Here is a 22,331-nt window from a genome sequence, read left to right as displayed (position 1 = left end):
GGTTATTCCTTATTAGTTTTAAGCGATTAATTCTGCGCTGTTACGCAGCACGTCCGGGTAATAACGTTCCGCCACGTCCGGATGGGAGCGCAGGCGGCCTTTCAGGTAGTTCCAGCCCACGTCGCGCAGCAGCGGGTTACGCGGGTCGCTTTCCGGGCCGAGCGCTTCGCGGGCAAGCTCGGGCGGCAGGGCGTAAATCGGCACGACGGCGTCAAGCTGCGCGCCGAGGAAGAATGCGATGGACAGGCGTTCGGCGTTCGACGGCGGGGAAACGACGCGGTGCACGGTGGCGCGCAGGTAGCCGTTGGTCGCAAGCTCCAGCAGTTCGCCGATGTTCACCACAAAGCTGCCGGGCAGCGGCACGGCGTCGACCCAGTTATCCGGCGTGACCTCTACCTGCAACCCCTTTTGCTGGTCCTGAAGCAGGAAGCTCAGGAAGCCGGAATCTTTGTGCGCCCCGACGCCCTGGTCGCCAACCGTGGACTGCTGCCCCGGATAGCGAATCAGCTTGATGTGTTCGTTCGGCCTGCTGCCGTAAAGCGGGTCGAAGCTGTCGGTGGGCAGCTCCAGCGCTTCGGCGAAGGTGCGCAACAGCTTCAGGGCGACGGCGGTCATTTCGCGCTGGAACTGTAAAAGCGTGGGCTTCAGTTCCGGGAGCGCTTGCGGCCACAGGTTTGGCCCCTGTAAACGATGCCAGCCCGGCTCACCGTTGCCTGAGGGCAAAGCGGGGCGTTCCGCACCTAAATCAAACTGTTCGCGCCAGTCCGGCTTGCCGCGCGTTAATTCGCTGGCGGCACGGTTGTAGCCACGGAAATGCGGCGAGTGGATCATGGCGACTTTTTGTTTTTCGGCATCGGGGAGGGCGAAGAAGCGGCGCGCTTCATCCTGTACCGCCTGCTGCAGTTCAGGGCTGACGCCGTGATTGATCAGATAGAAAAAGCCGATTTCCCGCGCGGCATGGCGCAGCTGGCCGAGGAACGCGGCGCGATCGGTTGCGGTGCCGTTAAGCTGTGAGAGGTCGAGTATCGGCAGCGCCGTGCTGTGGGTTGTGCTCATGGGTAGCTCCAGGTAATTCAGGTAGTTTGGTTTCGCGGTCTGACGATTTGGCACAACAACAGCGCTGCATCATGGTGTTTCCCCTGTAGGTGAAGGAGCGTTCGGCTCATGGATTTAACATTGCCGTAAGGGCTTCGCGCCGCCCAATATTGTTATCTTCTAAGTTATGGCCGGGCGGGGGTCTAAGCATTGCCGGGAAGTGGCTAACGGGGAAAGTATGTCAAAGTGTTTCAGGGGGATTTGTTATGTTCTGGATTTCACAGGAAATTAATTTCAAAGGGAAATATTTAACCGGGGCTTAAATATATTCTCCGTTCAAGTTTGACGACGGCGGGCCGTAGACAACAGCAAGCGCTTCGCTTTGAAAACCAGGTGCCACCGCCATGTTTAGATCAACACAGTCCCGCTTTATCGTTTCTTTATGCCTTTTCTTCGCGTTGCTGACGCTTATCACCACGCTTGTGATCCACTATTTCGTTACGCCGCAAATCAAGCGCAATGAAACGCAGCTGATTCGCTATGAGGTGGGGAACGTGGCGGTGAATATCGTCGAGCAGATGAACCGCGTGCAGGCGCAAATGCGCAGCATCACCCAGTCGGTTGCCACGATGCAAAGCGACGACATCAACCGCCTGCTGCCCGCGCTTGTCGACCAGTATCAGGATGTGAACGTGTTTGGCGGCGGTATCTGGCCGCTGCCGGAAAAGCGCGAGGCCGGGCGCAGTAAGTTCAGCACTTTCTTCGCGCGCAACGCCAGCGGCAGTCTTGAGGAAAACACCTACTGGAACTCGGATGCGGCACCGAACTATTACGAGCAGGTTTGGTATAAATCTGGCCTCGCAGCGCCTGCGGGGCAGTGCGCGTGGGCAAACGCCTATCAGGATGATGCCAGCCCGCAGCCGCGCACCAACTGCGCGATGGCTATCAGCAAGGACGGCCAGCCGTGGGGTGTTGCGACCATCGACGTGACGCTGGGCTTCTTTAACCAGCTTGCCCAGCAGATGGGCGAGGGGATCGGCGGTAAGGTGCTGATTATCGAAGCCGACGGCAAGATCGTTGGCAACGCGGATCAAATCGGCAAGGCGGCGAGCCTGAAGAATCTTGCTGATATGGGCGATTTGCCGATGGCGAAGGCCGTGCAGGAGATCCTGCCGGGCTATGACGCCAAACAGGATCGCGAACAGGAATACGATAACGACGGCACCTCGCACACCGTGATGCTGCAGGCGATCAAGGGCAGCCCGTGGATTATCGCCGTCGATTTGCCGACCGCGCTGCTGACCAAACAGACCGATACCATCATGATGCGCCTGAGCATGGTGCAGATACCGATGGCGCTGCTGCTGCTCGGCGTGCTGGTGCTGTTTATCCGCAGCTTTATGCGCCGCCTGGCCGACCTGAACCACAACATTAGCCGCCTGTCCGCCGGCGGTGCCGACCTGACGCAGCGCCTTGAGCCGAGCAGCAGCCCGGAATTTAACGCCATTATCGGCAGCTTTAACGACGTGATTGCCCATCTGCAAACCATGCTGCGGCAGGTTGGGGACAGCGCGCGTGCGATTACTTCGGCTTCGCACCAGATTGCCGCCGGGAATCAGGATTTGTCGGCGCGAACCGAGGAGCAGGCCAGCTCCATCGAGCAGACGGCGGCGTCCATGGAGGAGCTGACCAGCACGGTTCGCCAGAATGCGGACAACGCGGCCCACGCCAACGAGCTGGCGCACGAGGCTTCCGGGGTTGCGATGAAGGGCGGCGAGGTGGTGAAGCAGGTGGTGACCACCATGAACGCGATTCAAAATTCGTCCGGCAAGGTGGTGGATATCATCGGGGTTATCGACAGCATTGCTTTCCAGACCAACATTCTGGCGCTGAACGCGGCGGTAGAGGCGGCGCGAGCGGGTGAGCAGGGGCGCGGGTTTGCGGTCGTCGCGGCGGAAGTTCGCAACCTGGCGCAGCGTTCAGCACAGTCGGCGCGGGAGATTAAGTCGCTGATTGAAACGTCGGTCAGCAACGTTAACCTCGGCACGGATCTGGTGACCCAGGCGGGCAGCACCATGGACGAGCTGATGCAGGGCGTGCGCAACGTGACGACGCTGATGGGGGAGATTATGTCCTCAAGCCGCGAGCAGAGTACCGGCATTGAGCAGGTGAACCTCGCGATTAACCAGCTTGATAATACGACCCAGCAGAACGCCACGCTGGTGCAGCAGGTGTCCTCCGCGTCGCTTTCCATGTCTGAGCAAACTCAGCAGCTTGAGCGCGTGGTCGCAAGCTTCAGGCTGTAATCTTTTCGGGCGCGCTGCGGTGCGCCCGACCCTTTATTTTCCCTCCCGCGAATAAACAGGCTTGCATTTTTAGCGATCATCTTTTACCGTATTGTTATGTTATAACATATCGAGACAAGGCCAATGAAACGCGATATTCATCCTCATTACCGCACCGTGGTGTTCCACGACACCAGCGCGAACGAATACTTTAAAGTCGGTTCGACGATTAAGACCGATCGTGAGATTGAGCTTGAAGGTCAAACTTACCCGTATATCACTATCGAAGTGTCCTCCGCTTCGCATGCTTACTACACCGGCAAGCAGAGAACCTTTGATAAAGAAGGCAGCCCGGCGCGCTTCCAGCAGCGCTTTGGCCGTTTCTTTGGCAAGGAGGCATAAAAGATGAAGGTATTGAGTTCGCTTCGTAGCGCGAAGAGCCGCCACCCGGACTGTCAGATTGTGAAGCGCAAGGGAAGGGTGTATGTGATTTGCAAAAGCAACCCGCGGTTTAAAGCGGTGCAGGGCAGGAAGAAGAAAAGGTAAATCTGAGATATTCGGGGCGAGGCGTTCCTCCGGGAACCTCACCCCAACCCACCTGTTTCACGGCGGAGGGATCCGCTTACGACGACTTAGCCGTCTCGCGAGACAGCGAAAACACATCGTAAAACGACAGCTCGCCTTTGCGGCCAATCATTTTGTGCAGCAGCGATTTTTGCTCTTCGTCCACGCGCGGGGATTGCAGGATATTTTCTATCAGCGTCGGCGGGACGTGACGCGTGTTGTACCATTCGCCGTTGTAGCAAACCCGTAGATCGAGCACGTCGATATCGCTGTAGCGGTAGCGGGGGTTAACGTCGAAAAAGAAGAACCCGTTCAGCAGGGCAAACAGCACCACCAGCAGCCACACCGAGCCTGCCAGGGTTTCGGACTGCATCATGACGATTAGCGTGGCGAACCAGCCCACCCACATGCCGATAAACAGGCCAGGATGTTTACGAATAAAGCTGATGCTAAAGCGCGGGCGATTATCTCGCTTCTCGGCGACGTTCAGTTGTTCAATCGTATCGTTAAGCAGGCGCTGGATTTCGGTCATGGGGAGCCTTCTGATTTCTGGTAGCGACAAATGTCACAAAGGTGACGCCCCTATTTTAAGAAGCCGCCACCCGGCAAAAAAGTAACAGATTAGTCAAAATTAACCATAACAGTTAACCGCGCCGCCTCGCGCTTACAGCGTTTTGATAATTCGCGCGGGGTTACCGGCGACCACGCTGTTGGCCGGAATATCTTTTGTTACCACAGCGCCAGAGCCTATCACCACGTTATCGCCAATATTCACGCCTGGGTTAATCACCGCACGTCCGCCAATCCACACGTTGTGCCCAATCGTGACCGGTTTGCCGAACTCAACGCCGCTGTTGCGCGTCTGGGCGTCCAGCGGATGGGTTGCGGTATAGATGTGTACGCCAGGGGCGAGCATGCAGTTGTCGCCAATGTGGACTTCGCAGACGTCAAGGATCACGCAGTCGAAGTTGGCGTAGAAGTTATTGCCGAGATAAATGTTATAGCCGTAATCGCAGCGGAAGGACGGTTCGATATAGGCACCGTTGCTGCTGCCAAGCAGCTGTGAGAGCAGTTCCTGACGCACGGCTTTTTCATCCGGCGCGGTATGGTTATAGCGATGCACCAGATGTCGGGCTTTTACGCGGTCATCATGCAGCTGTTCGTCGCCGGGGCGATACAGCTCGCCTGCAATCATCTTACGTTTTTCTTCACTCATAGTGGCACTCAGTTTGTTCTGGAGAAGGAAGCTAATACCGTAAACGAAAATACGCCGCCGTGATTGGGAACGTTCCCTCTCTGTGTATGAGATCACATTTTGCGGCCTGGGCCGAGTTCCAGAAAAACGAAAGAGGGTGGCTACCGAAAGAATGTTGGCCATGTGGACGAAGTGAAACAACCAAACGTAGGGGTCGCTTCGCCTGAACATGGCAACCAGAAGAACCGGGCCAGCGTACTAAAAGTAAACAATAAGGGATTGGGGTATTAGCGAATAAATTTCCATACTGAAGGTGGTATCTTATCGTAAAGCTTATTCATTGTGAGTTCGGCAAGACGATGATCGGCTGCTGAATAAAATACCGCCAGTTCATTGTCAGATAATTCATATTTATTCTTTTCAATTACGCGTTCTAACGTATCAATTGTTTGGCAACGTCGCAGACGCATCAAATAATCGGTCTTCGTTAAGGGTTTAGTTGTCATAAATTCACCTTAAGTGTTTGTAATAGTTTTTTTAAAAAGAGAGGCTGACCGGGTTAGCGCGGCTCTCACTGACGAAACACCGGAACAACCGATTCCCCGACTTACGCCATTTCTGCAGCTCCTGCGCATTGATGCCGTAGTTGCTGAAAAGCATGAAGGTGTCATCCAGGTATTCGTCTATTTGTTCAATCAATTTGCTTTCGTCGTCATACTTAATCTTGTAATTAAGCGCAAAGGCAGCAATGTGTTCAATCAATTCATTTAACTGTAAGTTAATGGCTGATGTAGGATCGTTGACCCACCCATGATTGCTCTCACCAAGGGTGGTCAGGCAATCATGATACAGGTTTTCGCAGAGAAATTTAAGCTGCGCTATATCATGCCGTTTTGGTGAGTATTCGTCCATAATGCATCCCCTTTTATCGGTGAAAAAATGATAAACATAACGCGCCGGGGTGGACACACCTTGAGGAGGTGAGATCATTTACAACGATTATTCCATATGCCTTAACTATAAATCAATCTGCAAAAGATTTCCTCGCGCTATTACTAAAAATTACAATTCATAGGCTATTCGTCTGGCTAACGCGCTGTCTGTTAATACTTCTGTATGAATTTAGGCTTTTTCAACGATGCGGATAGTCTTAATGCAGGCGTTAACCTGGCCCAATATCATGGAGTTAAGGGGGGGTATCCGCAATTGTTAAATTTAATCCAACCAGATTGCTGCTTAAGAATTATCTTAATTAATAAGTATGGTCCCGGATTTAAAACTCCGCAAAAGAAAATTTAAGATTAAAGTCTCTTAATATTTTTATGTTAGAAATAAAGCATTCAGCAACATTTTGAAATCAATCGGCAGAGTATAGCCCAGCAATGCTTATATATTGGCATATCTCCTATAAGGTTAATAGGCATAAAAAAGGCCGCTTGCGCGGCCTTTTAGGAACTCATGAGCGAGTTACTGGTGATGCTCTACCGGATGCGTATGCTCAATGTCTTCAGTCTTGCGGCTGAAGCGGCGGCGAACCACCACAAAGAACACCGGCACGAAGAAGATTGCCAGCACGGTCGCTGTAATCATCCCGCCCATTACGCCAGTACCTACGGCGTTCTGTGCGCCGGAGCCTGCACCTGAGCTGATAACCAGTGGCATTACCCCGAGGATAAACGCCAGTGACGTCATCAGGATTGGACGCAGACGCATACGTACGGCTTCGAGCGTCGCTTCAATCAGGCCTTTGCCTTCTTTTTCCATCAGGTCTTTGGCGAATTCAACGATAAGTATCGCGTTCTTCGCCGACAGCCCAATGGTTGTCAGCAGGCCTACCTGGAAGTACACGTCGTTGGTTAAACCACGGAAGGTGGCGGCCAGCAGCGCACCGAATACCCCAAGTGGAACAACCAGCATGACCGAGAACGGAATCGACCAGCTCTCGTACAGCGCTGCCAGACACAGGAACACCACGATTAACGAGATGGCATACAGAGCAGGGGCCTGGTTACCGGAGAGGCGTTCCTGGTAGGACATGCCCGTCCAGTCATAGCCAATACCCGTAGGCAGCTTGCTTGCCAGCTCTTCCATCATGTTCATCGCTTCACCGGTACTCTTGCCAGGCGCTGCCTGTCCGAGGATTTCCATTGAAGGAAGACCGTTGTAGCGTTCCAGACGCGGCGAGCCATATTCCCAGTGCGCGGTGGAGAAGGAGGAGAATGGAACCATCTGCCCTTCAGAACCACGGACGTACCACTCATTAATATCCTGTGGAAGCATACGGAACGGCGCGTCGGCCATCACGTAAACCTTTTTAACACGTCCACGGTCAATGAAGTCGTTGACGTAGCTACCACCCCAGGCGGCACCCAGCGTCGTGTTGATATCCGAAATGGATACCCCCAGCGCCTGCGCTTTTTCCTGGTCGATATCAACTTTGAACTGCGGCGTATCTTCCAGGCCGTTTGGACGCACGCCCACTAACAGGTCTGGATGTTTAGCGATTTCACCGAACAGCTGGTTACGTGCCTGGGTCAGTTTGTCATGGCCAAGGTTTGCCTGGTCAATCAGCTGGAAGTCGAAGCCGGTTGCGGTACCCAGCTCGACGATCGCCGGCAGGTTGAACGCAAATACCATCGCATCTTTAATCTGAGCGAAGTGGGCGCTTGCACGACCTGCAATTGCCGGAACCTTGTTTTCTTCGCCCGGACGGTCACCCCAGTCTTTCAGGGAGACGAACGCCAGACCGGTGTTCTGCCCACGACCCGAGAAGCCGAAGCCGTTAACCGTAAACACGGAGTTAACGTTGGCCTTTTCGTTTTTCAGATAGTAATCGCTGACTTCATTGAGCACTTTCTGAGTACGTTCCTGGGTTGCACCCGCCGGAAGCTGTGCCATGGTCAGGAATACGCCCTGGTCCTCATCCGGCAAGAATGAACTTGGCAGACGAACGAACAGCAGCGCCATACCGACAACAATCAGCAGATAGAGCAGCAGATAACGACCGGTGCTGCGCAGAATGTTGCCTACGCTGTCGGTGTAGTGGTGCGTGCTCTTCTCGAACATGTTGTTGAACCAGCCGAAGAAGCCTTTCTTCTCGGCGTGGTGACCTTTAGGTACCGGCTTGAGCATGGTGGCGCAAAGTGCCGGGGTCAGGATCATCGCTACCAGTACTGACAGCACCATTGCGGATACGATGGTGATGGAGAACTGACGGTAGATAGCACCGGTTGAACCACCGAAGAAGGCCATCGGGATAAATACCGCCGACAGCACCATGGCGATACCGACCAGCGCGCCCTGAATCTGTTCCATCGATTTGCGCGTGGCTTCTTTCGGTGGCAGACCTTCTTCCACCATCACACGCTCGACGTTTTCCACCACTACGATGGCGTCATCAACCAACAGGCCTATCGCCAACACCATACCGAACATCGTCAGGGTGTTTATCGAATAGCCAAAGATGGCAAGGATGGCGAACGTACCTAACAGAACTACCGGCACCGCAATCGTTGGGATTAACGTTGCGCGGAAGTTTTGCAGGAACAGATACATAACCAGGAACACCAGCACGATCGCTTCAACGAGGGTTTTCACCACTTCGTTGATGGAGATTTTAACGAACGGTGTCGTGTCGTACGGATAAACCACTTTCAGACCGGCAGGGAAGTAAGGCTGCAGTTTTTCAACCGTCGCGCGAACCGCTTCCGCCGTATCCAGGGCGTTAGCACCCGTTGCCAGTTTAATCCCTAAACCAGACGCAGGCTGGCCGTTATAGCGAGCGATAACGTCGTAGTTTTCACCGCCAAGCTCAACTTTTGCCACATCTTTGAGCAGAACGCGTGAGCCATCCTGATTCACTTTCAGCAGAATTTTGCTGAACTCATCGGCGGATTTCAGACGGGTCTGGGCAATGATAGAGGCGTTAAGCTGCTGGCCTTTAACCGGAGGCGTGCCGCCTAACTGACCTGCTGCTACCTGGGCGTTCTGCGCTTTGATAGCGGCAATGACATCAACCGGCGTGAGCTGGAAGTTGTTGAGTTTGTTCGGATCCATCCAGATACGCATCGCGTACTGCGCACCGAACAGCTGCACGTCACCTACGCCGTTGGTACGGCTGATCGGGTCTTTGATGGTCGCGCCAACGTAGTCGGCAATATCTTCCTGAGTCATGGAACCGTCGGTATTGATCATACCGAGTACCATCAGGAAGCTACTGGAAGACTTCTCAACGCTAACACCCTGTTGCTGAACTTCCTGCGGCAGAAGCGGCATTGCGAGCTGCAGTTTGTTCTGAACCTGCACCTGCGCGATGTCGGCGTCTGTGCCGGAGTCAAAGGTAATGGTTATCTGAACGGTACCAGAAGAATCACTGGTTGAGGACATATACAGCAGGCCATCGATACCGTTCATATTCTGTTCGATAACCTGTGTAACGGTATCCTGTACCGTCTTCGCATCTGCACCAGGATAGGTTGCAGAGATCGTGATTGCCGGTGGCGCAATAGTTGGATACTGCGCGATTGGCAATTTCATGATCGCAAGCCCCCCCGCCAACATAATAATGATGGCGATTACCCAGGCAAAAATGGGGCGATCGATAAAAAACTTAGCCATGTCTTAACGGCTCCTGTTTAAGTTAAGACTTCGTTTGTTCGGACTGAGCGCCTGCGGCTTGTTGCTGTTGGGCGTTATTTTCCGCCGCCACTTCCTGCGCTTTTACCTGAACACCGGGTTTCACTTTTTGCAAACCGGTTACAATAACGCGATCGCCATTCTTCAGCCCTTCGGTCACCAGCCATTTGTCGCCGATAGCCTGTGAAGTTTTCAGCTCACGAACTTCAACCTTGTCGTCTTTGCCAACCACCATCGCGGAAGCATCGCCACGCGGGGTACGGGTCACACCCTGCTGTGGAACCAGCAGCGCATCAGGGTTTGTCCCTTCTTCAAGCTGAGCGCGAACAAACATGCCTGGCAGCAGGGTTTTGTCCGGGTTCGGGAAGATGGCACGCAGCGTGATGGAGCCGGTGGTCTGATCGACGGTGACTTCAGAGAACTCCAGTGAACCTTCTTGTGAATAGCTGATGCCGTCAGAGGTCATGAGCTTCACTTTGGCCTTGCCGTTTTCCTGCTTCAGTTTGCCGTCCGCTAATTCCTGTTTCAGACGCAGGAAATCATTGCTGGACTGGGTCACGTCGACATAGATCGGGTCAAGCTGCTGCACGGTTGCCAGCGCGTTAGTTTGGCCGCTGGTGACCAGTGCGCCCTCGGTTACGGAAGATTTGCCAATACGACCGCTGATAGGGGAGGTGACTTTGGTGTAGGCCAGGTTGATACGAGCCGTTTCAACTGCGGCTTTCGCAGCGGTCACGGCAGCGTTTGCCTGTTGGGAATCGGCAAGCGCGGTATCGTAGTCTTGTTGACTAATGTACTTAGTTCCCAGAAGTTTCTGGTAACGCTTCAACGTTACTTGAGCGATATTGGCGCTTGCCTGCGCTTTGGCGAGGTCGCCTTTAGCGCTGTCGTAAGCAGCCTGATAGGTTGCAGGATCGATTTGATAAAGCGAGACACCCGCTTTTATTTCGCTTCCCTCTTCAAAGTTACGCTTCAGGATGATACCGCTAACCTGTGGGCGAACTTCTGCAATGCGGTAAGCACTAGTACGGCCAGGAAGCTCTGTTGTGATCTGTAAAGGCGCGCTTTTGAGCGTCACTACACCCACTTCAGGGGCATGCGGCGCACTCTGCTGGGTCTCTTTATCGTTACATCCTGTAAGCGCTAAGCTGCCTGAAAGCATCAGAACGGCCGCCAGAGGCGTAAACCCTCTGTTTTTGTTCATATGTAAACCTCGAGTGTCCGATTTCAAAGTTGTTCAATGGATCATTTGTCCACAAACCCATTGCTGCGTTTATATTATCGTCGTGCTATGGTACATACATTCACAAATGTATGTAAATCTGACTCCAGTAAATTCACCGACATATGGCACGAAAAACCAAACAACAAGCGCTTGAAACCCGGCAGCACATCCTCGATGTGGCTATTCGCTTGTTTTCACAACAGGGCGTTTCCGCTACGTCGCTGGCAGACATTGCCAAAGCGGCTGGGGTCACCCGTGGTGCAATCTATTGGCATTTCAAAAATAAGTCGGATTTATTTAATGAAATCTGGGAGCTAACCGAATCCAGTATTGGGGATCTAGAGACTGAGTATCGGGCAAAATATCCCGACGATCCACTCTCAGTTGTGAGAGAGTTGCTTATTTACATACTTCAGGCAACGGTTACAGAAGAAAGACGTCGCTTAATGACGGAAATCATTTTTCACAAATGTGAGTTCGTTGGCGAAATGGCGGTTTTGCAGCAGGCAAGACGCGTTTTGTACATGGAAGGCAACGAACGCATTGAGATGAGCCTCCAGCGCTGTGTCGACGCGGGTTCTCTACCCGGAAACCTGCGGATCTCCCACGCGGTTATTATGCTGCGCAGCTATATTACCGGGCTTATCGAAAACTGGCTGGTGGCCCCGGACAGCTTTGATTTATATGGCCAGGCAAAAGACCATGTTGCTGTTTTATTGGAAGCTTTCCAGTTCTGTCCAACGATGCGCAATAACGCCGCCGTTTCGGGCTAAACGCCGCGCATAAGGATTTGAGATTTCGCCCTGCAGCGTCCGCTATTCGGCCCGCTGAAGGCGTGCTATTCTGCGTGCTCTCCCTGTCGGCTGGCTTGGCTCACGCCCAGTAAATTTGCACACATGACTATGCAGCAAACTTTCCCATCGCGGACCCCGTTTTCCGCAGCAATCCTGTTTTTCTTTTTATTTTTTAGCTCGCTGCTGCCGCTGTCCGTGGCGCAGGCGCAAACCGGCACGGATATTCCCTCCCGCGCGGACGTGCAAAGCCAGCTTGATGCCCTGAACAAACAAAAGGTGCTGACGCCGGACGAAAAGCTGGTGCAGCAGGATCTGACGGAAACCCTCGAAACGCTGGATAAAATTGTCCGCATCAAGCAGGAAACCGCGGCGTTAAAAACCCAGGTGGCGCAGGCGCCCGACAAGCTTCGCCAGGCGACGGATGCCCTGAACTCGATCGGTACCGACAACGACGACGCCACCACGCGCCAGACGTTAACCGCGCTCTCTTTGCGCCAGCTTGAAACGCGAGTCACCTCCGTGCTGGACGATCTGCAGGCGGCGCAAACCGATCTCTCGACCTTCAACAGCCAACTTGTATCGCTCCAGACGCAGCCCGAACGCGTACAGAACGCGATGTACAACGCCTCGCAGCAGCTACAGCAAATCCGCAACCGCCTGAACGGCACCTCGCCAGGCGAGGCGGCGCTGCGGCCAAGCCAGCAAAATCTGCTGCTGGTGCAGCAGGCGTTGCTGAACGCGCAGCTCGAGCAGCAGCGCAAAAGCCTGGAAGGCAACACCGTCCTGCAGGATACCCTGCAAAAGCAGCGCGATTACACCACCGCGCACATCAACCAGCTCGAACATTCCCTGCAGCTGCTGCAGGAAGCGGTAAACAGCAAGCGCCTGACGCTGACGGAAAAAACCGCGCAGGAAGCCGTCACGCCGGACGAAGCCAGCAGCATTCAAAATAATCCGCTGGTTCGCCAGGAGCTGGAGGTCAACCATCAGCTTAGCCAGCGCCTGATTGACGCCACCCAAAGCGGCAATGAGCTGGTGCAGCGCAACATTCGCGTCAAGAACTGGCTCGACCGCGCGCTCCAGTCCGAAAGCAACCTCAAAGAGCAAATCTCGGTGCTCAAAGGCAGCCTGCTGCTGTCGCGTATTTTGTATCAGCAGCAGCAAACCCTGCCGTCTGCGGACGAGCTGGAGGACATGACCAACCGCATCGCGGATCTGCGCCTTGAGCAGTTCGACGTCAACCAGCAGCGCGACACCCTTTTCCAGAGCGACGCGTTCGTCGATAAAATCGAAGAAGGCCACAAAGCCGAAGTTAACGACGACGTTCACGACGCCCTGCTGCAGGTCGTGGATATGCGCCGCGAGCTGCTCGACCAGCTCAACAAGCAGCTTGGCAACCAGCTGATGATGGCCATCAACCTGCAGATAAACCAGCAGCAGCTGGTCAGCGTTAGCAGCAATCTGCAAAAAATGCTCACCCAGCAAATCTTCTGGGTCAACAGCAACAAACCGATGAACTGGGAGTGGGTGAAATCCTTCCCCGGCGCGCTGCATGACCAAATCAAAAGCATGAAGATCGACTTCACCTGGCGCAAAGTGCTCGATGCGCTATTCGTGTCGCTGTTTACCGCGCTGCCGCTGCTGCTGATTGCCGGCCTTATCCGCTGGCGGTTTAAATGGGTGGATAAAAAGCTGGCGGAGCTTGCGGGCGACGTCGGCCAGCTGCGCAACGACAGCCAGCTCAACACGCCAAAAGCGATCCTCCTCAACCTCATCAAGATACTGCCGCTTACGCTTGCTATTCTGGCGGTCGGACTGGTGGCGCTGTTTATGCAAACCAGCGTCAGCGAACTGCTGTGGAGCTTCGCGAAAGAGCTGGCGCTGTTCTGGCTGGTGTTTGGGCTGACGTGGCGCGTGCTGTCGCCAAAAGGCATGGCGGTGACGCATTTCAACATGTCCGAACAGCTGACCCGTCACTACCGTCGCCAGATCGTCCGCATCAGCCTTGCGCTGCTGCCGCTGCTTTACTGGTCGGTGGTGGGCGAGCATTCGCCGCTGCACCTGATGGACGACGTGCTCGGCCAGTTTATTATCTTCCTCAACCTGCTGCTGATCGCCGCTCTGGCAATCCCCATGTGCCGCGACAACTGGCGCGACAAAGAATCGCACACGTTGCGGCTGGTCACCGTAACCGTCCTTTCGCTGGTACCGGTTGCCCTGCTGGTGCTGACGGTGACCGGCTATTTCTACACCACGCTGCGCCTGGCGAACCGCTGGATCGACACGGTTTATCTGGTCATTATCTGGAACCTGCTGCACCAAACCGTGATCCGTGGGCTAAGCGTTGCGGCCCGTCGTATTGCCTATCGCCGTGCGTTGGCAAGGCGTCAAAACCTGGTGAAAGAGGGAGCCGAAGGTTCCGAGCCGGTCGAAGAGCCGCCGCTGGCGCTCGACCAGATAAACCAGCAAACCATGCGTCTGACCATGCTGCTGATGTTTGCGCTGTTTGGCGTGGTGTTCTACGCCATCTGGTCTGATTTAATTACCGTTTTTGCCTATCTCGACAGCATCGTGCTCTGGCATTACAACGGCAGCGAAGCAGGGGCCGCGGTGGTGAAAAACGTCACCATGGGCAGCCTGCTCTTCGCGGTGGTCGCTTTTATGGTCGCCTGGGCGCTGATCCGCAACCTGCCCGGCCTGCTTGAGGTGCTGGTTCTGTCGCGCCTCAAGATGCGGCAGGGCGCTTCGTACGCCATCACCACCATCATGAACTACGCGATTATCGTGATAGGCGCGATGACCGTCTTCGGCTCGCTCGGCGTGTCGTGGGACAAGCTACAGTGGCTCGCGGCGGCGCTGTCGGTCGGCCTTGGCTTTGGCTTACAGGAGATCTTCGGGAACTTTGTTTCGGGCCTGATCATCCTCTTCGAACGCCCGGTGCGCATCGGCGACACCGTCACCATCGGCACCTTCTCGGGCAGCGTCAGCAAGATCCGCATTCGCGCGACCACCATCACCGACTTCGATCGCAAAGAGGTGATCATCCCGAACAAGGCGTTTGTTACCGAGCGGCTGATCAACTGGTCGCTGTCGGACACCATTACCCGCGTGGTGATCCGCCTGGGCGTGGCCTACGGGTCGGATCTGGAAAAGGTGCGCGAGATCCTGCTCAAAGCGGCGCATGAGCACCCGAAAGTGATGCACGATCCGGAGCCAACCGTGTTCTTCACCACCTTCGGCGCGAGCACGCTGGACCACGAGCTGCGCCTTTACGTGCGCGAACTTCGCGACCGCAGCTACACGGTAGACGAGCTAAACCGCTCCATAGACCGGCTTTGCCGCGAAAATAATATCAATATCGCGTTTAACCAGTTGGAAGTGCATCTGCGCAATGAAAAGGGCGATGAGTTTACGGAAGTGAAGCGTGAAAACGTCCAGCGCGGCGGGCCGGACGCCGCTCCTGTCTAAAGAAGCAGGCTAGCGGGAAGGGTCTTCTTCCCGCTGCTTGCGCAGAAAATCCTGCCGCACTATTTCCAGCGCGCTAAGCACGGTCGCCGTGGGCAGCGCGTGCTCTTCTAAAAGCATAATCAAATCGACGGCCAGTTTGACCTCATCCGGGGCGTTTTCAAGCGACATTTAGGGCATCCGTTATGGAGGAATTTGGGACAGGGTAATCAGTATAGTTAACCCAGTCCACGCTCCCGGCGTTCGATGGCGCGTTCGATGCGGGCGATAGCCTGGCGGCAGCGCTGCAGGCGGCCTTCCTGGGCTGCTATCTCGCGCTGAAGCTGCTGCTGGGCAGCAAGCGTGGTTTGCGTGGCGAGCCTGCTTTCACGATCGCTAATCATCGACAGCAGGCGACGTTCGTAGTCCTGGTGCGTGGAAAGCTTCTCGTAAAGGTTTTCCGGCGCGGGCTTTTGCGGCTCGTTCGCGCGCATCTTCCACGTCGCCAGCTCACGTTGCAGCGCGGCAATCTGCGCGACCAGCTTTTCGGCCACAAAGGCAACCTGCTCCGTTTTACCGGTTTTCACGCTAAGCTGAAGCTGAGCGAGATTGGCCTGCGCCTCGGCCAGGTAGTCTTTAAGCTGGGTGCTGTGGGTGGTAAACAGCTTTTTATCGAAACGTGCCTGCGAGGCGCGCTGCAAAGAGAGCGGTTCAATGGCTGCCGCCAGTTCCGCGACGCGTGCATCAAGGGCTTGTAAGAGCGAAGCGGTTTTCACAAAATAACTCTCCGGTGGCAGCGCCTTCGCGCCAGATTATTTCAGGGTTGGGTATGCAACGGACTATTTTAATCATCATCGGTTGGCTGGCGGTAGTCCTTGCGACGCTCGGCGTGGTGCTACCGCTGTTGCCCACGACGCCATTTTTACTGCTGGCGGCCTGGTGCTTTGCGCGCTCCAGCCCTCGCTTTCACCACTGGCTGCTTTATCGCTCCTGGTTTGGCGGCTACCTGCGGCACTGGCAAAAGTACCGGGCAATGCCGCCGGGCGCCAAACCCAGGGCAATGATTTTTATCGTGATTACGTTCGCCGTTTCACTCTATCTGGTCAACATCCTGTGGGTGCGGCTACTCTTAATCATGATGATGTGCGCCCTGCTGATCTTTATGTGGCGCATGCCGGTGATTGACGAAAAGCAACAAAAAGAGTGAAGGGCGCGGGCGATGGTTGCAAATGTTGGCCGCAGCCAGTAAATTCGACCGTTTTCGAGCACGGGGGCGGCTGGTTAATTGATAAACAGCGGTTCAACCTGAACCTGCAACGCGCTCTGTGAGTTTCATGTTTTTAGCAGGCATTAACTTATGACCGCGACTGCGCAGCAGCTTGAGTATCTGAAAAATAGCATCAAAAGCATCCCTGATTACCCAAAACCGGGGATCCTGTTTCGTGACGTTACCAGCTTGCTGGAAGATCCGAAAGCCTACGCCACCAGTATCGAGCTGCTGGTAGCGCGCTTTAAAGACACCGGCGTGACAAAAGTGGTAGGTACCGAAGCACGTGGTTTCCTGTTCGGCGCACCGGTTGCGCTGGCGCTGGGCGTTGGCTTTGTACCGGTACGTAAGCCGGGCAAACTGCCGCGCGAAACCATCGCCGAGAGCTATGAGCTGGAATACGGCACCGATCAGTTAGAAATCCACGTTGATGCCATTCAACCCGGCGACAACGTGCTGGTAGTAGACGATCTGCTGGCGACCGGCGGCACCATCGAAGCGACCGTGAAGCTTATCCGTCGCCTGGGTGGGGAAGTGACCGACGCGGCCTTTATCATCAATCTGTTTGATATCGGTGGCGAACAGCGCCTTGAAAAAATGGGCGTGAAAAGCTACTGCCTCGTGCCTTTCCCGGGCCACTGAGTTTTAGACTAAAGCCTGTGGATGGCGCATTCGCCTGTCCACCCAACGGCCCCAGGTCCCGCATCACAGAAGCCTCGCCCATCGGGTGAGGCTTATGTTAGCATTACCCCCAAATTCACCTTTCCCGCGATCAAGAAGCCTATCTGAGAATGAGCTACCAGGTCTTAGCCCGCAAATGGCGCCCACAAACTTTTGCTGATGTTGTCGGCCAGCAACACGTGCTGACCGCGCTGGCTAATGGTTTGTCGCTGGGCCGAATCCACCACGCTTATCTCTTTTCCGGAACGCGCGGCGTGGGGAAAACCTCCATTGCCCGCCTGCTGGCGAAAGGGCTGAATTGTGAAACCGGCATCACCGCCACCCCGTGCGGCGTGTGCGATAACTGCCGTGAAATCGAACAGGGCCGCTTTGTCGACCTGATTGAAATCGATGCCGCTTCGCGCACCAAGGTAGAAGATACCCGCGACCTGCTGGATAACGTCCAGTACGCCCCGGCGCGCGGCCGCTTCAAAGTTTATCTCATCGATGAAGTGCACATGCTCTCCCGCCACAGCTTCAACGCGCTGTTGAAAACGCTGGAAGAGCCGCCTGCGCACGTTAAATTCCTGCTGGCCACGACCGATCCGCAGAAGCTGCCGGTCACCATTCTTTCCCGCTGCCTGCAGTTCCACCTGAAAGCGCTGGACGTCGAACAAATCCGCCATCAGCTGGAGCACGTGCTCGGGGAAGAAAAAATCACCAGCGAGCCGCGTGCGTTACAGCTGCTGGCTCGCGCCGCTGACGGCAGCCTGCGCGATGCGTTAAGCCTCACCGATCAGGCTATTGCCAGCGGCGACGGGCAGGTGACCACCGCGTCGGTGAGCGCCATGCTCGGCACGCTCGACGACGATCAGGCGCTGTCGCTCATTGAAGCGATGGTTGGCGCTGACGGCGAGCGTGTAATGGCGCTGCTAAACGATGCCGCCGCGCGTGGCGTCGAGTGGGAGGCGCTGCTGGTCGAAATGCTCAGCCTGCTGCACCGCGTGGCGATGGTTCAGCTGTCTCCGTCCGCGTTGGGCAGCGATATGGCGGCTATTGAACAGCGGATACGCGAGCTTGCCCGCACCGTACCGCCGGGCGACGTTCAGCTTTATTACCAGACGCTGCTCATCGGCCGCAAAGAGCTTTCCTGGGCGCCTGACCGCCGCATGGGGATCGAAATGACCCTGCTGCGCGCGCTGGCGTTCCACCCGCGCAAGCCGATGCCGGAGCCGGAGCGGCCGCGTCAGACGGCGAGCATTCCGGTGATCAACCCAGGTTCACCTCCGCCGCGACAGCAGGTTCCGCCGCCCCCGGGCATAAGCGAAACCCCGTTGCCGGACACCACAAGCCAGGTGCTGCAGGCGCGCACACAGCTGATGCGCCAGCAGGGAGCCAACAAAGCAAAAAAGAGTGAGCCGGCAGCGCCAAATCTAGCGCGGCCGGCAAAGAACACCGCACTGGAGCGTCTGGCATCGGTCACCGAGCGGGTACAAAGCCGCGCGTCGGCGGCCGCTGAAGAAAAGCCCGAGGCAAAGCCCGAAGCCTATCGCTGGAAGTCACAAAACGTGACCGAAGTGGTGATAGAGCCGGTGGCGACGCCAAAAGCCCTGAAGCGCGCTCTGGAACACGAAAAAACGCCGGAGCTTGCCCAGAAGCTTGCCCTGGAAGCGATCGAGCGTGATGCCTGGGCGGCTGAAATCAATCAGCTGGTGCTGCCGAAGCTTGTGCAGCAGCTGGCGCTGAACGCCTGGAAAGAGCAGGACGGCAACCGGGTTTGTCTGCACCTGCGCTCCAGCCAGCGCCACCTGAATTCCCCGGCGGCGCTTAAGGCTTTGACGGACGCAATGAGTACCTTCTGCGGTGAAACCGTTGAACTGACTATTATTGAAGATGATAATCAGGCGCAACGTACGCCGCTGGAATGGCGTCAGGCCATCTATGAAGAGAAGCTGGCGCAGGCACGAGAATCAATGAGTACTGATAACAACATCCAGACCCTGCGTCGATTCTTTGACGCGGATCTCGATGAAGACAGTATTCGCCCTATTTGACAGACCGGTTTGACCGGCTTGTTGTAAACCCTGATAGCCGCTAACCGTATTGTGCGCGTCGGCGGCCCGAGCGAAAGAGAGAAGATTATGTTTGGAAAAGGCGGTGGTCTGGGTAACCTGATGAAGCAAGCCCAGCAGATGCAGGAAAAAATGGCCCAGGCGCAGGAAGAGATCGCGCAGATGGAAGTCACTGGCGAATCTGGCGCGGGCTTGGTCAAAGTCACCATTAACGGCGCGCACAACTGCCGCCGTGTGGAAATCGACCCAAGCCTGATGGAAGACGACAAAGAGATGGTTGAAGACCTGGTTGCCGCGGCCTTCAACGATGCGGCTCGTCGTATCGGCGAAGCGCAGAAAGAGAAAATGGCCGGCGTGTCCAGCGGCATGCAGCTGCCACCGGGCTTTAAAATGCCATTCTAATGCGTTCGGCGGATGGCGCTTGCGCTAATCCGCCCTACGAATTGGCTACGCTGTAGGTCGGGTAAGCGTATGCGCCACCCGACTTAATTTCCTGAAACCGTATCACTCCTCCTCAAACGTCCCGTAACACTCCGCAAGAAAATCAATCAAGGCCCTGACGGCCGGAAGCTGCCCGCGCCGCGATGGAAAAACCGCGTGGATTATCTCGCGGCGGGTGCGCCAGTCCGGCAACAAATGCATCAGCTCACCGGAGGCTATCTGATCTTTTAGCATCAGCATCGGCAGCTGGACGATCCCCACGCCCGCGATTGCCGCGCTGCGCAAGGCAATCATGTCGGTGGTGATAAACCGGGGCTTATGGTGCAGAACCACTTCCTGATTATCCGGGCCATACAGGCACCAGCGGTAGACCTGCTGCGGTTTTGACAACGCGAGGCTTGGCCAGTGCTGGATATCCCCAGGGGACTCGGGCTGGGAAAACCACGCCACCAGCGCCGGGCTTGCGACCAGGCACATACTGCGGTCGGCAAACTTGCGCATCACAAGATCGCTATCGTCCAGCGGCAGCGGGCGCACGCGTATCGCGATATCCACGTTTTCATTGAGCACGTCCACCTGGCGATTGGTTTCCTCAAGCTGCACCGTCACCTGCGGATACAGCGCCATAAACCGCGCCAGCATCCCGCCGATATGCACGTGCAGCAGCGTAATTGGGCAGGTGAGGCGTATCAGCCCGCGCGGCTCGGCCCGCAGCGAATCAATGGCCTCCTGGGCCGCCTCCGCCTCAATCATCATTGCCTTACAGTGGCGATAAAAAATCTGCCCGGCTTCCGTCACGGTAAAGCTGCGCGTGGAGCGCTGGATAAGCCGCGTTTCCAGCCGCTCTTCCAGCAGCGCGATACGGCGGCTAAGGCGAGATTTGGGAATGCCAATCGCGCGGCTAGCGGGGGAGAAACCGCCGTTATCCACCACCTGCACGAAATACCACAAATCGTTGAGATCCTGCATCTGCATTGTCCTGTTAATGGAACGCTGAGTTCATTTTGTCAGTCTACCGGACGCAGCGTCTTGTGGGTAAGCTTTATCCCATAGCAATCGACACTCAATGGAGATAACGATGAAATCAATTCTTGGCGTTTACTCGGCACCGGCCTCCCACTGGGTGGGCGATGGATTCCCGGTCCGCTCGCTGTTTTCTTACTCGACGTTCGCCAGCCAGCTCAGCCCGTTCCTGCTGCTCGACTACGCGGGCCCGGCGGAGTTTAAGCCGAGCAACAAAGGCCAGCGCGGCGTTGACCAGCATCCGCATCGCGGGTTTGAGACGGTCACCATCGTCTATAAAGGCGAAGTGGCCCACCGCGACTCCACCGGCAGCGGCGGGGTGATAGGCCCGGGCGACGTGCAGTGGATGACGGCGGGCAGCGGCATCCTGCACGAAGAGTTTCATTCGCCGGCCTTTAGCGAGAAGGGCGGCACGCTGGAAATGGTTCAGCTGTGGGTGAATCTGCCCGCCAAAGATAAATCAACGCCGCCTGGCTACCAGTCGATTACCGATGCCAGCATTCCGGTGGTGGAATTGCCTGAAAACGCAGGGACGGCACGGGTTATCGCCGGGGAAATGGACGGCCACAAAGGCCCGGCAAAAACCTTCTCGCCGATGCGCATTCTCGACCTGAAGCTGAACGCGCATAGCGTGACGAACCTGAATCTGCCCGACGGCTGGAACACCGCGCTGGTGGTGCTCAAAGGCACGGTAGAGGTTAACGGTCAGGAAGTGGCGCGTGAAGCGCAGCTGGTGGTGCTGGATGCGAAGGGCGAAAACGTCGTCATCGAAGCCAACAACGAGGCCGCCGTACTGGTGCTTAGCGGCGAACCGCTGAACGAGCCGGTGGTCGGCTACGGGCCGTTTGTGATGAACACCCGCGAAGAAATTAAAGAAGCCATCGACGACTTCAACCAGGGCCGCTTTGGCCAAACGACAGAGTAAGCGTTAGCGGCTACCGCGCCGGTAGCCGTTAATTTTCACCCCTAAAGAGGACGAAAAATATGACACCTGCAAATTTTAACGGACAAAAACCGATGATTGACGTCAGCGACGCGGTGTTGCTACTTATCGATCACCAGAGCGGCCTGTTCCAGCTGGTTCACGACATGCCGATGACCACTTTACGCGCCCACGCCACCGTGCTGGCTAAAATCGCCACGCTGGCGAAAATCCCGGTGATCACCACCGCTTCCGTGCCGCAGGGGCCAAATGGGCCGCTGATCCCTGAAATCCACACCTTTGCTCCCCACGCCCAGTACATCCCACGCAAGGGCGAAATCAACGCATGGGATAACCCTGATTTCGTGGCGGCGGTGAAAGCGACGGGGCGCAAAACGCTGATAATTGCCGGTACGGTGACCAGCGTGTGCATGGCCTTCCCGGCCATCAGCGCCGCGGCCGAAGGATATAAAGTGTTTGCCGTCATCGATGCGTCCGGCACCTACTCGAAAATGGCCCAGGAAGTTACCCTGGCACGCGTCGTTCAGGCGGGCGTCGTGCCGCTTGATACCGCCGCCGTGACCGCAGAAATCCAGCAGACCTGGAATCGCGACGACGCGATGGAATGGGCCGAGCTGTGGGGCAGCGTCTTCACCGAATACGGCCTGCTGAGCGAAAGCTACCAGAAGGCACAAGACGTGGTGACAAACCAGGAGAAGCTGGACTCGCAGCGCGCCTAAAAATTCCCCTTGTGCGAGGCATCGCGCAG

At 56.0% G+C, this 22,331-nt stretch carries 21 protein-coding genes and 1 other annotated feature; of the genes, 11 read left to right on the top strand and 10 right to left on the bottom strand.

The features are described 5' to 3' along the window. Nucleotides 1-18: 18 nt before the first annotated feature. Nucleotides 19-1,056: an isopenicillin N synthase family dioxygenase gene (locus tag ACSPHG_RS18155; protein WP_435954877.1), complete on the bottom strand. Its 1,038-nt coding sequence runs from the start codon at nucleotides 1,054-1,056 to the stop codon at nucleotides 19-21. A gap of 383 nt (nucleotides 1,057-1,439) precedes the next feature. Between ACSPHG_RS18155 and ACSPHG_RS18150 the strand changes: the two genes are divergently transcribed. The 3 genes from ACSPHG_RS18150 to ykgO all read left to right on the top strand — a co-directional run bounded on the left by ACSPHG_RS18150 (nucleotide 1,440) and on the right by ykgO (nucleotide 3,866). Continuing rightward, nucleotides 1,440-3,341, top strand: coding sequence for a methyl-accepting chemotaxis protein (locus tag ACSPHG_RS18150; RefSeq protein WP_435954876.1), 1,902 nt, complete (start codon nucleotides 1,440-1,442; stop codon nucleotides 3,339-3,341). Between the two features lie 123 nt (nucleotides 3,342-3,464). Next, nucleotides 3,465-3,722: a type B 50S ribosomal protein L31 gene (locus tag ACSPHG_RS18145; RefSeq protein WP_435954875.1), complete on the top strand. Its 258-nt coding sequence runs from the start codon at nucleotides 3,465-3,467 to the stop codon at nucleotides 3,720-3,722. 3 nt (nucleotides 3,723-3,725) lie between these two features. Beyond that, nucleotides 3,726-3,866 carry a type B 50S ribosomal protein L36 gene (gene ykgO, locus ACSPHG_RS18140; RefSeq protein ID WP_435954874.1) on the top strand — a complete coding sequence of 47 codons (141 nt, stop codon included), beginning with the start codon at nucleotides 3,726-3,728 and terminating at the stop codon, nucleotides 3,864-3,866. A gap of 76 nt (nucleotides 3,867-3,942) precedes the next feature. On the opposite strand, the gene ACSPHG_RS18135 is transcribed toward ykgO, so the two are convergent. The 6 genes from ACSPHG_RS18135 to acrA form a co-directional block, all read right to left on the bottom strand. Further along, nucleotides 3,943-4,416: a YlaC family protein gene (locus ACSPHG_RS18135; protein ID WP_435954873.1), complete on the bottom strand. Its 474-nt coding sequence runs from the start codon at nucleotides 4,414-4,416 to the stop codon at nucleotides 3,943-3,945. Nucleotides 4,417-4,548: 132 nt separating this feature from the next. Then, a complete protein-coding gene (gene maa, locus ACSPHG_RS18130; RefSeq protein ID WP_435954872.1) occupies nucleotides 4,549-5,100 on the bottom strand; it encodes a maltose O-acetyltransferase in 552 nt (183 codons plus the stop codon). A gap of 266 nt (nucleotides 5,101-5,366) precedes the next feature. Then, nucleotides 5,367-5,585, bottom strand: a complete 219-nt coding sequence (hha, locus tag ACSPHG_RS18125) for a hemolysin expression-modulating protein Hha (RefSeq protein WP_121265420.1) — start codon at nucleotides 5,583-5,585, stop codon at nucleotides 5,367-5,369. A gap of 31 nt (nucleotides 5,586-5,616) precedes the next feature. Continuing rightward, nucleotides 5,617-5,991: an Hha toxicity modulator TomB gene (gene tomB / locus ACSPHG_RS18120; RefSeq protein WP_435954871.1), complete on the bottom strand. Its 375-nt coding sequence runs from the start codon at nucleotides 5,989-5,991 to the stop codon at nucleotides 5,617-5,619. Nucleotides 5,992-6,546: 555 nt separating this feature from the next. Continuing rightward, nucleotides 6,547-9,696 carry a multidrug efflux RND transporter permease subunit AcrB gene (acrB, locus tag ACSPHG_RS18115; RefSeq protein ID WP_435954870.1) on the bottom strand — a complete coding sequence of 1,050 codons (3,150 nt, stop codon included), beginning with the start codon at nucleotides 9,694-9,696 and terminating at the stop codon, nucleotides 6,547-6,549. 22 nt (nucleotides 9,697-9,718) lie between these two features. Next, nucleotides 9,719-10,918, bottom strand: coding sequence for a multidrug efflux RND transporter periplasmic adaptor subunit AcrA (gene acrA / locus ACSPHG_RS18110; RefSeq protein ID WP_435954869.1), 1,200 nt, complete (start codon nucleotides 10,916-10,918; stop codon nucleotides 9,719-9,721). Nucleotides 10,919-11,061: 143 nt separating this feature from the next. Between acrA and acrR the strand changes: the two genes are divergently transcribed. Then, the gene (gene acrR / locus ACSPHG_RS18105; RefSeq protein WP_435954868.1) at nucleotides 11,062-11,712 is read left to right on the top strand and encodes a multidrug efflux transporter transcriptional repressor AcrR; all 651 of its coding nucleotides are present in this window, start codon (nucleotides 11,062-11,064) and stop codon (nucleotides 11,710-11,712) included. Between the two features lie 129 nt (nucleotides 11,713-11,841). Then, entirely contained in the window at nucleotides 11,842-15,201 is a 3,360-nt protein-coding gene (gene mscK, locus ACSPHG_RS18100; RefSeq protein WP_435956057.1) for a mechanosensitive channel MscK, read from the top strand. Nucleotides 15,202-15,210: 9 nt separating this feature from the next. Here mscK and rsmS read toward each other — a convergent pair whose 3' ends face one another. Both rsmS and priC read right to left on the bottom strand, forming a co-directional pair. Further along, nucleotides 15,211-15,369 (bottom strand): pleiotropic regulatory protein RsmS, encoded by a 159-nt coding sequence (gene rsmS / locus ACSPHG_RS18095; RefSeq protein WP_435954867.1) that lies wholly within the window; start codon nucleotides 15,367-15,369, stop codon nucleotides 15,211-15,213. Nucleotides 15,370-15,416: 47 nt separating this feature from the next. Further along, nucleotides 15,417-15,953, bottom strand: coding sequence for a primosomal replication protein PriC (gene priC, locus ACSPHG_RS18090; protein ID WP_435954866.1), 537 nt, complete (start codon nucleotides 15,951-15,953; stop codon nucleotides 15,417-15,419). 53 nt (nucleotides 15,954-16,006) lie between these two features. Here priC and ACSPHG_RS18085 point away from each other — a divergent pair, with 53 nt between their 5' ends. The 4 genes from ACSPHG_RS18085 (at nucleotide 16,007) to ACSPHG_RS18070 (ending at nucleotide 19,578) form a co-directional block, all read left to right on the top strand. After that, entirely contained in the window at nucleotides 16,007-16,384 is a 378-nt protein-coding gene (locus ACSPHG_RS18085) for a DUF454 family protein (protein ID WP_435954865.1), read from the top strand. A 150-nt stretch (nucleotides 16,385-16,534) separates the two neighbouring features. Next, nucleotides 16,535-17,086 carry an adenine phosphoribosyltransferase gene (gene apt / locus ACSPHG_RS18080; RefSeq protein ID WP_435954864.1) on the top strand — a complete coding sequence of 184 codons (552 nt, stop codon included), beginning with the start codon at nucleotides 16,535-16,537 and terminating at the stop codon, nucleotides 17,084-17,086. Nucleotides 17,087-17,235: 149 nt separating this feature from the next. After that, nucleotides 17,236-19,158 (top strand): DNA polymerase III subunit gamma/tau, encoded by a 1,923-nt coding sequence (dnaX, locus tag ACSPHG_RS18075; protein WP_435954863.1) that lies wholly within the window; start codon nucleotides 17,236-17,238, stop codon nucleotides 19,156-19,158. Further along, nucleotides 18,491-18,555, top strand: a sequence feature (DnaX frameshifting element). Its footprint overlaps the gene before it by 65 nt. A gap of 87 nt (nucleotides 19,159-19,245) precedes the next feature. Next, on the top strand, nucleotides 19,246-19,578 hold the full coding sequence (locus ACSPHG_RS18070) for a YbaB/EbfC family nucleoid-associated protein (RefSeq protein ID WP_202302036.1): 333 nt from the start codon (nucleotides 19,246-19,248) through the stop codon (nucleotides 19,576-19,578). A 102-nt stretch (nucleotides 19,579-19,680) separates the two neighbouring features. Here ACSPHG_RS18070 and ACSPHG_RS18065 read toward each other — a convergent pair whose 3' ends face one another. Then, complete coding sequence (locus tag ACSPHG_RS18065; protein ID WP_435954862.1) at nucleotides 19,681-20,592, bottom strand: LysR family transcriptional regulator; 912 nt, start codon at nucleotides 20,590-20,592, stop codon at nucleotides 19,681-19,683. A 103-nt stretch (nucleotides 20,593-20,695) separates the two neighbouring features. On the opposite strand from ACSPHG_RS18065, the gene ACSPHG_RS18060 reads away from it, so the two are divergent. Both ACSPHG_RS18060 and ACSPHG_RS18055 read left to right on the top strand, forming a co-directional pair. Beyond that, complete coding sequence (locus tag ACSPHG_RS18060) at nucleotides 20,696-21,565, top strand: pirin family protein (RefSeq protein WP_435954861.1); 870 nt, start codon at nucleotides 20,696-20,698, stop codon at nucleotides 21,563-21,565. Between the two features lie 59 nt (nucleotides 21,566-21,624). Further along, complete coding sequence (locus ACSPHG_RS18055; RefSeq protein ID WP_435954860.1) at nucleotides 21,625-22,302, top strand: isochorismatase family protein; 678 nt, start codon at nucleotides 21,625-21,627, stop codon at nucleotides 22,300-22,302. The last annotated feature ends 29 nt before the right edge of the window (nucleotides 22,303-22,331 follow it).

This window comes from Dryocola baronae (assembly GCF_051297175.1).
Classification (GTDB): Bacteria; Pseudomonadota; Gammaproteobacteria; order Enterobacterales; family Enterobacteriaceae; genus Dryocola.
This window is presented reverse-complemented; position numbering and strand designations above follow the sequence as displayed.

Bases quoted from the DNA above. Each gene is read 5' to 3' on its own strand.
- ACSPHG_RS18065 (WP_435954862.1), bottom strand. From the start codon at position 20,592: ATGCAGATGCAGGATCTCAACGATTTGTGGTATTTCGTGCAGGTGGTG.
- ACSPHG_RS18135 (WP_435954873.1), bottom strand. From the start codon at position 4,416: ATGACCGAAATCCAGCGCCTGCTTAACGATACGATTGAACAACTGAAC.
- ykgO (WP_435954874.1), top strand. From the start codon at position 3,726: ATGAAGGTATTGAGTTCGCTTCGTAGCGCGAAGAGCCGCCACCCGGAC.
- rsmS (WP_435954867.1), bottom strand. From the start codon at position 15,369: ATGTCGCTTGAAAACGCCCCGGATGAGGTCAAACTGGCCGTCGATTTG.
- acrA (WP_435954869.1), bottom strand. From the start codon at position 10,918: ATGAACAAAAACAGAGGGTTTACGCCTCTGGCGGCCGTTCTGATGCTT.
- ACSPHG_RS18145 (WP_435954875.1), top strand. From the start codon at position 3,465: ATGAAACGCGATATTCATCCTCATTACCGCACCGTGGTGTTCCACGAC.
- ACSPHG_RS18150 (WP_435954876.1), top strand. From the start codon at position 1,440: ATGTTTAGATCAACACAGTCCCGCTTTATCGTTTCTTTATGCCTTTTC.
- ACSPHG_RS18070 (WP_202302036.1), top strand. From the start codon at position 19,246: ATGTTTGGAAAAGGCGGTGGTCTGGGTAACCTGATGAAGCAAGCCCAG.
- dnaX (WP_435954863.1), top strand. From the start codon at position 17,236: ATGAGCTACCAGGTCTTAGCCCGCAAATGGCGCCCACAAACTTTTGCT.
- hha (WP_121265420.1), bottom strand. From the start codon at position 5,585: ATGACAACTAAACCCTTAACGAAGACCGATTATTTGATGCGTCTGCGA.
- ACSPHG_RS18060 (WP_435954861.1), top strand. From the start codon at position 20,696: ATGAAATCAATTCTTGGCGTTTACTCGGCACCGGCCTCCCACTGGGTG.
- maa (WP_435954872.1), bottom strand. From the start codon at position 5,100: ATGAGTGAAGAAAAACGTAAGATGATTGCAGGCGAGCTGTATCGCCCC.
- acrB (WP_435954870.1), bottom strand. From the start codon at position 9,696: ATGGCTAAGTTTTTTATCGATCGCCCCATTTTTGCCTGGGTAATCGCC.
- mscK (WP_435956057.1), top strand. From the start codon at position 11,842: ATGCAGCAAACTTTCCCATCGCGGACCCCGTTTTCCGCAGCAATCCTG.
- tomB (WP_435954871.1), bottom strand. From the start codon at position 5,991: ATGGACGAATACTCACCAAAACGGCATGATATAGCGCAGCTTAAATTT.
- ACSPHG_RS18055 (WP_435954860.1), top strand. From the start codon at position 21,625: ATGACACCTGCAAATTTTAACGGACAAAAACCGATGATTGACGTCAGC.
- apt (WP_435954864.1), top strand. From the start codon at position 16,535: ATGACCGCGACTGCGCAGCAGCTTGAGTATCTGAAAAATAGCATCAAA.
- ACSPHG_RS18155 (WP_435954877.1), bottom strand. From the start codon at position 1,056: ATGAGCACAACCCACAGCACGGCGCTGCCGATACTCGACCTCTCACAG.
- acrR (WP_435954868.1), top strand. From the start codon at position 11,062: ATGGCACGAAAAACCAAACAACAAGCGCTTGAAACCCGGCAGCACATC.
- ACSPHG_RS18085 (WP_435954865.1), top strand. From the start codon at position 16,007: ATGCAACGGACTATTTTAATCATCATCGGTTGGCTGGCGGTAGTCCTT.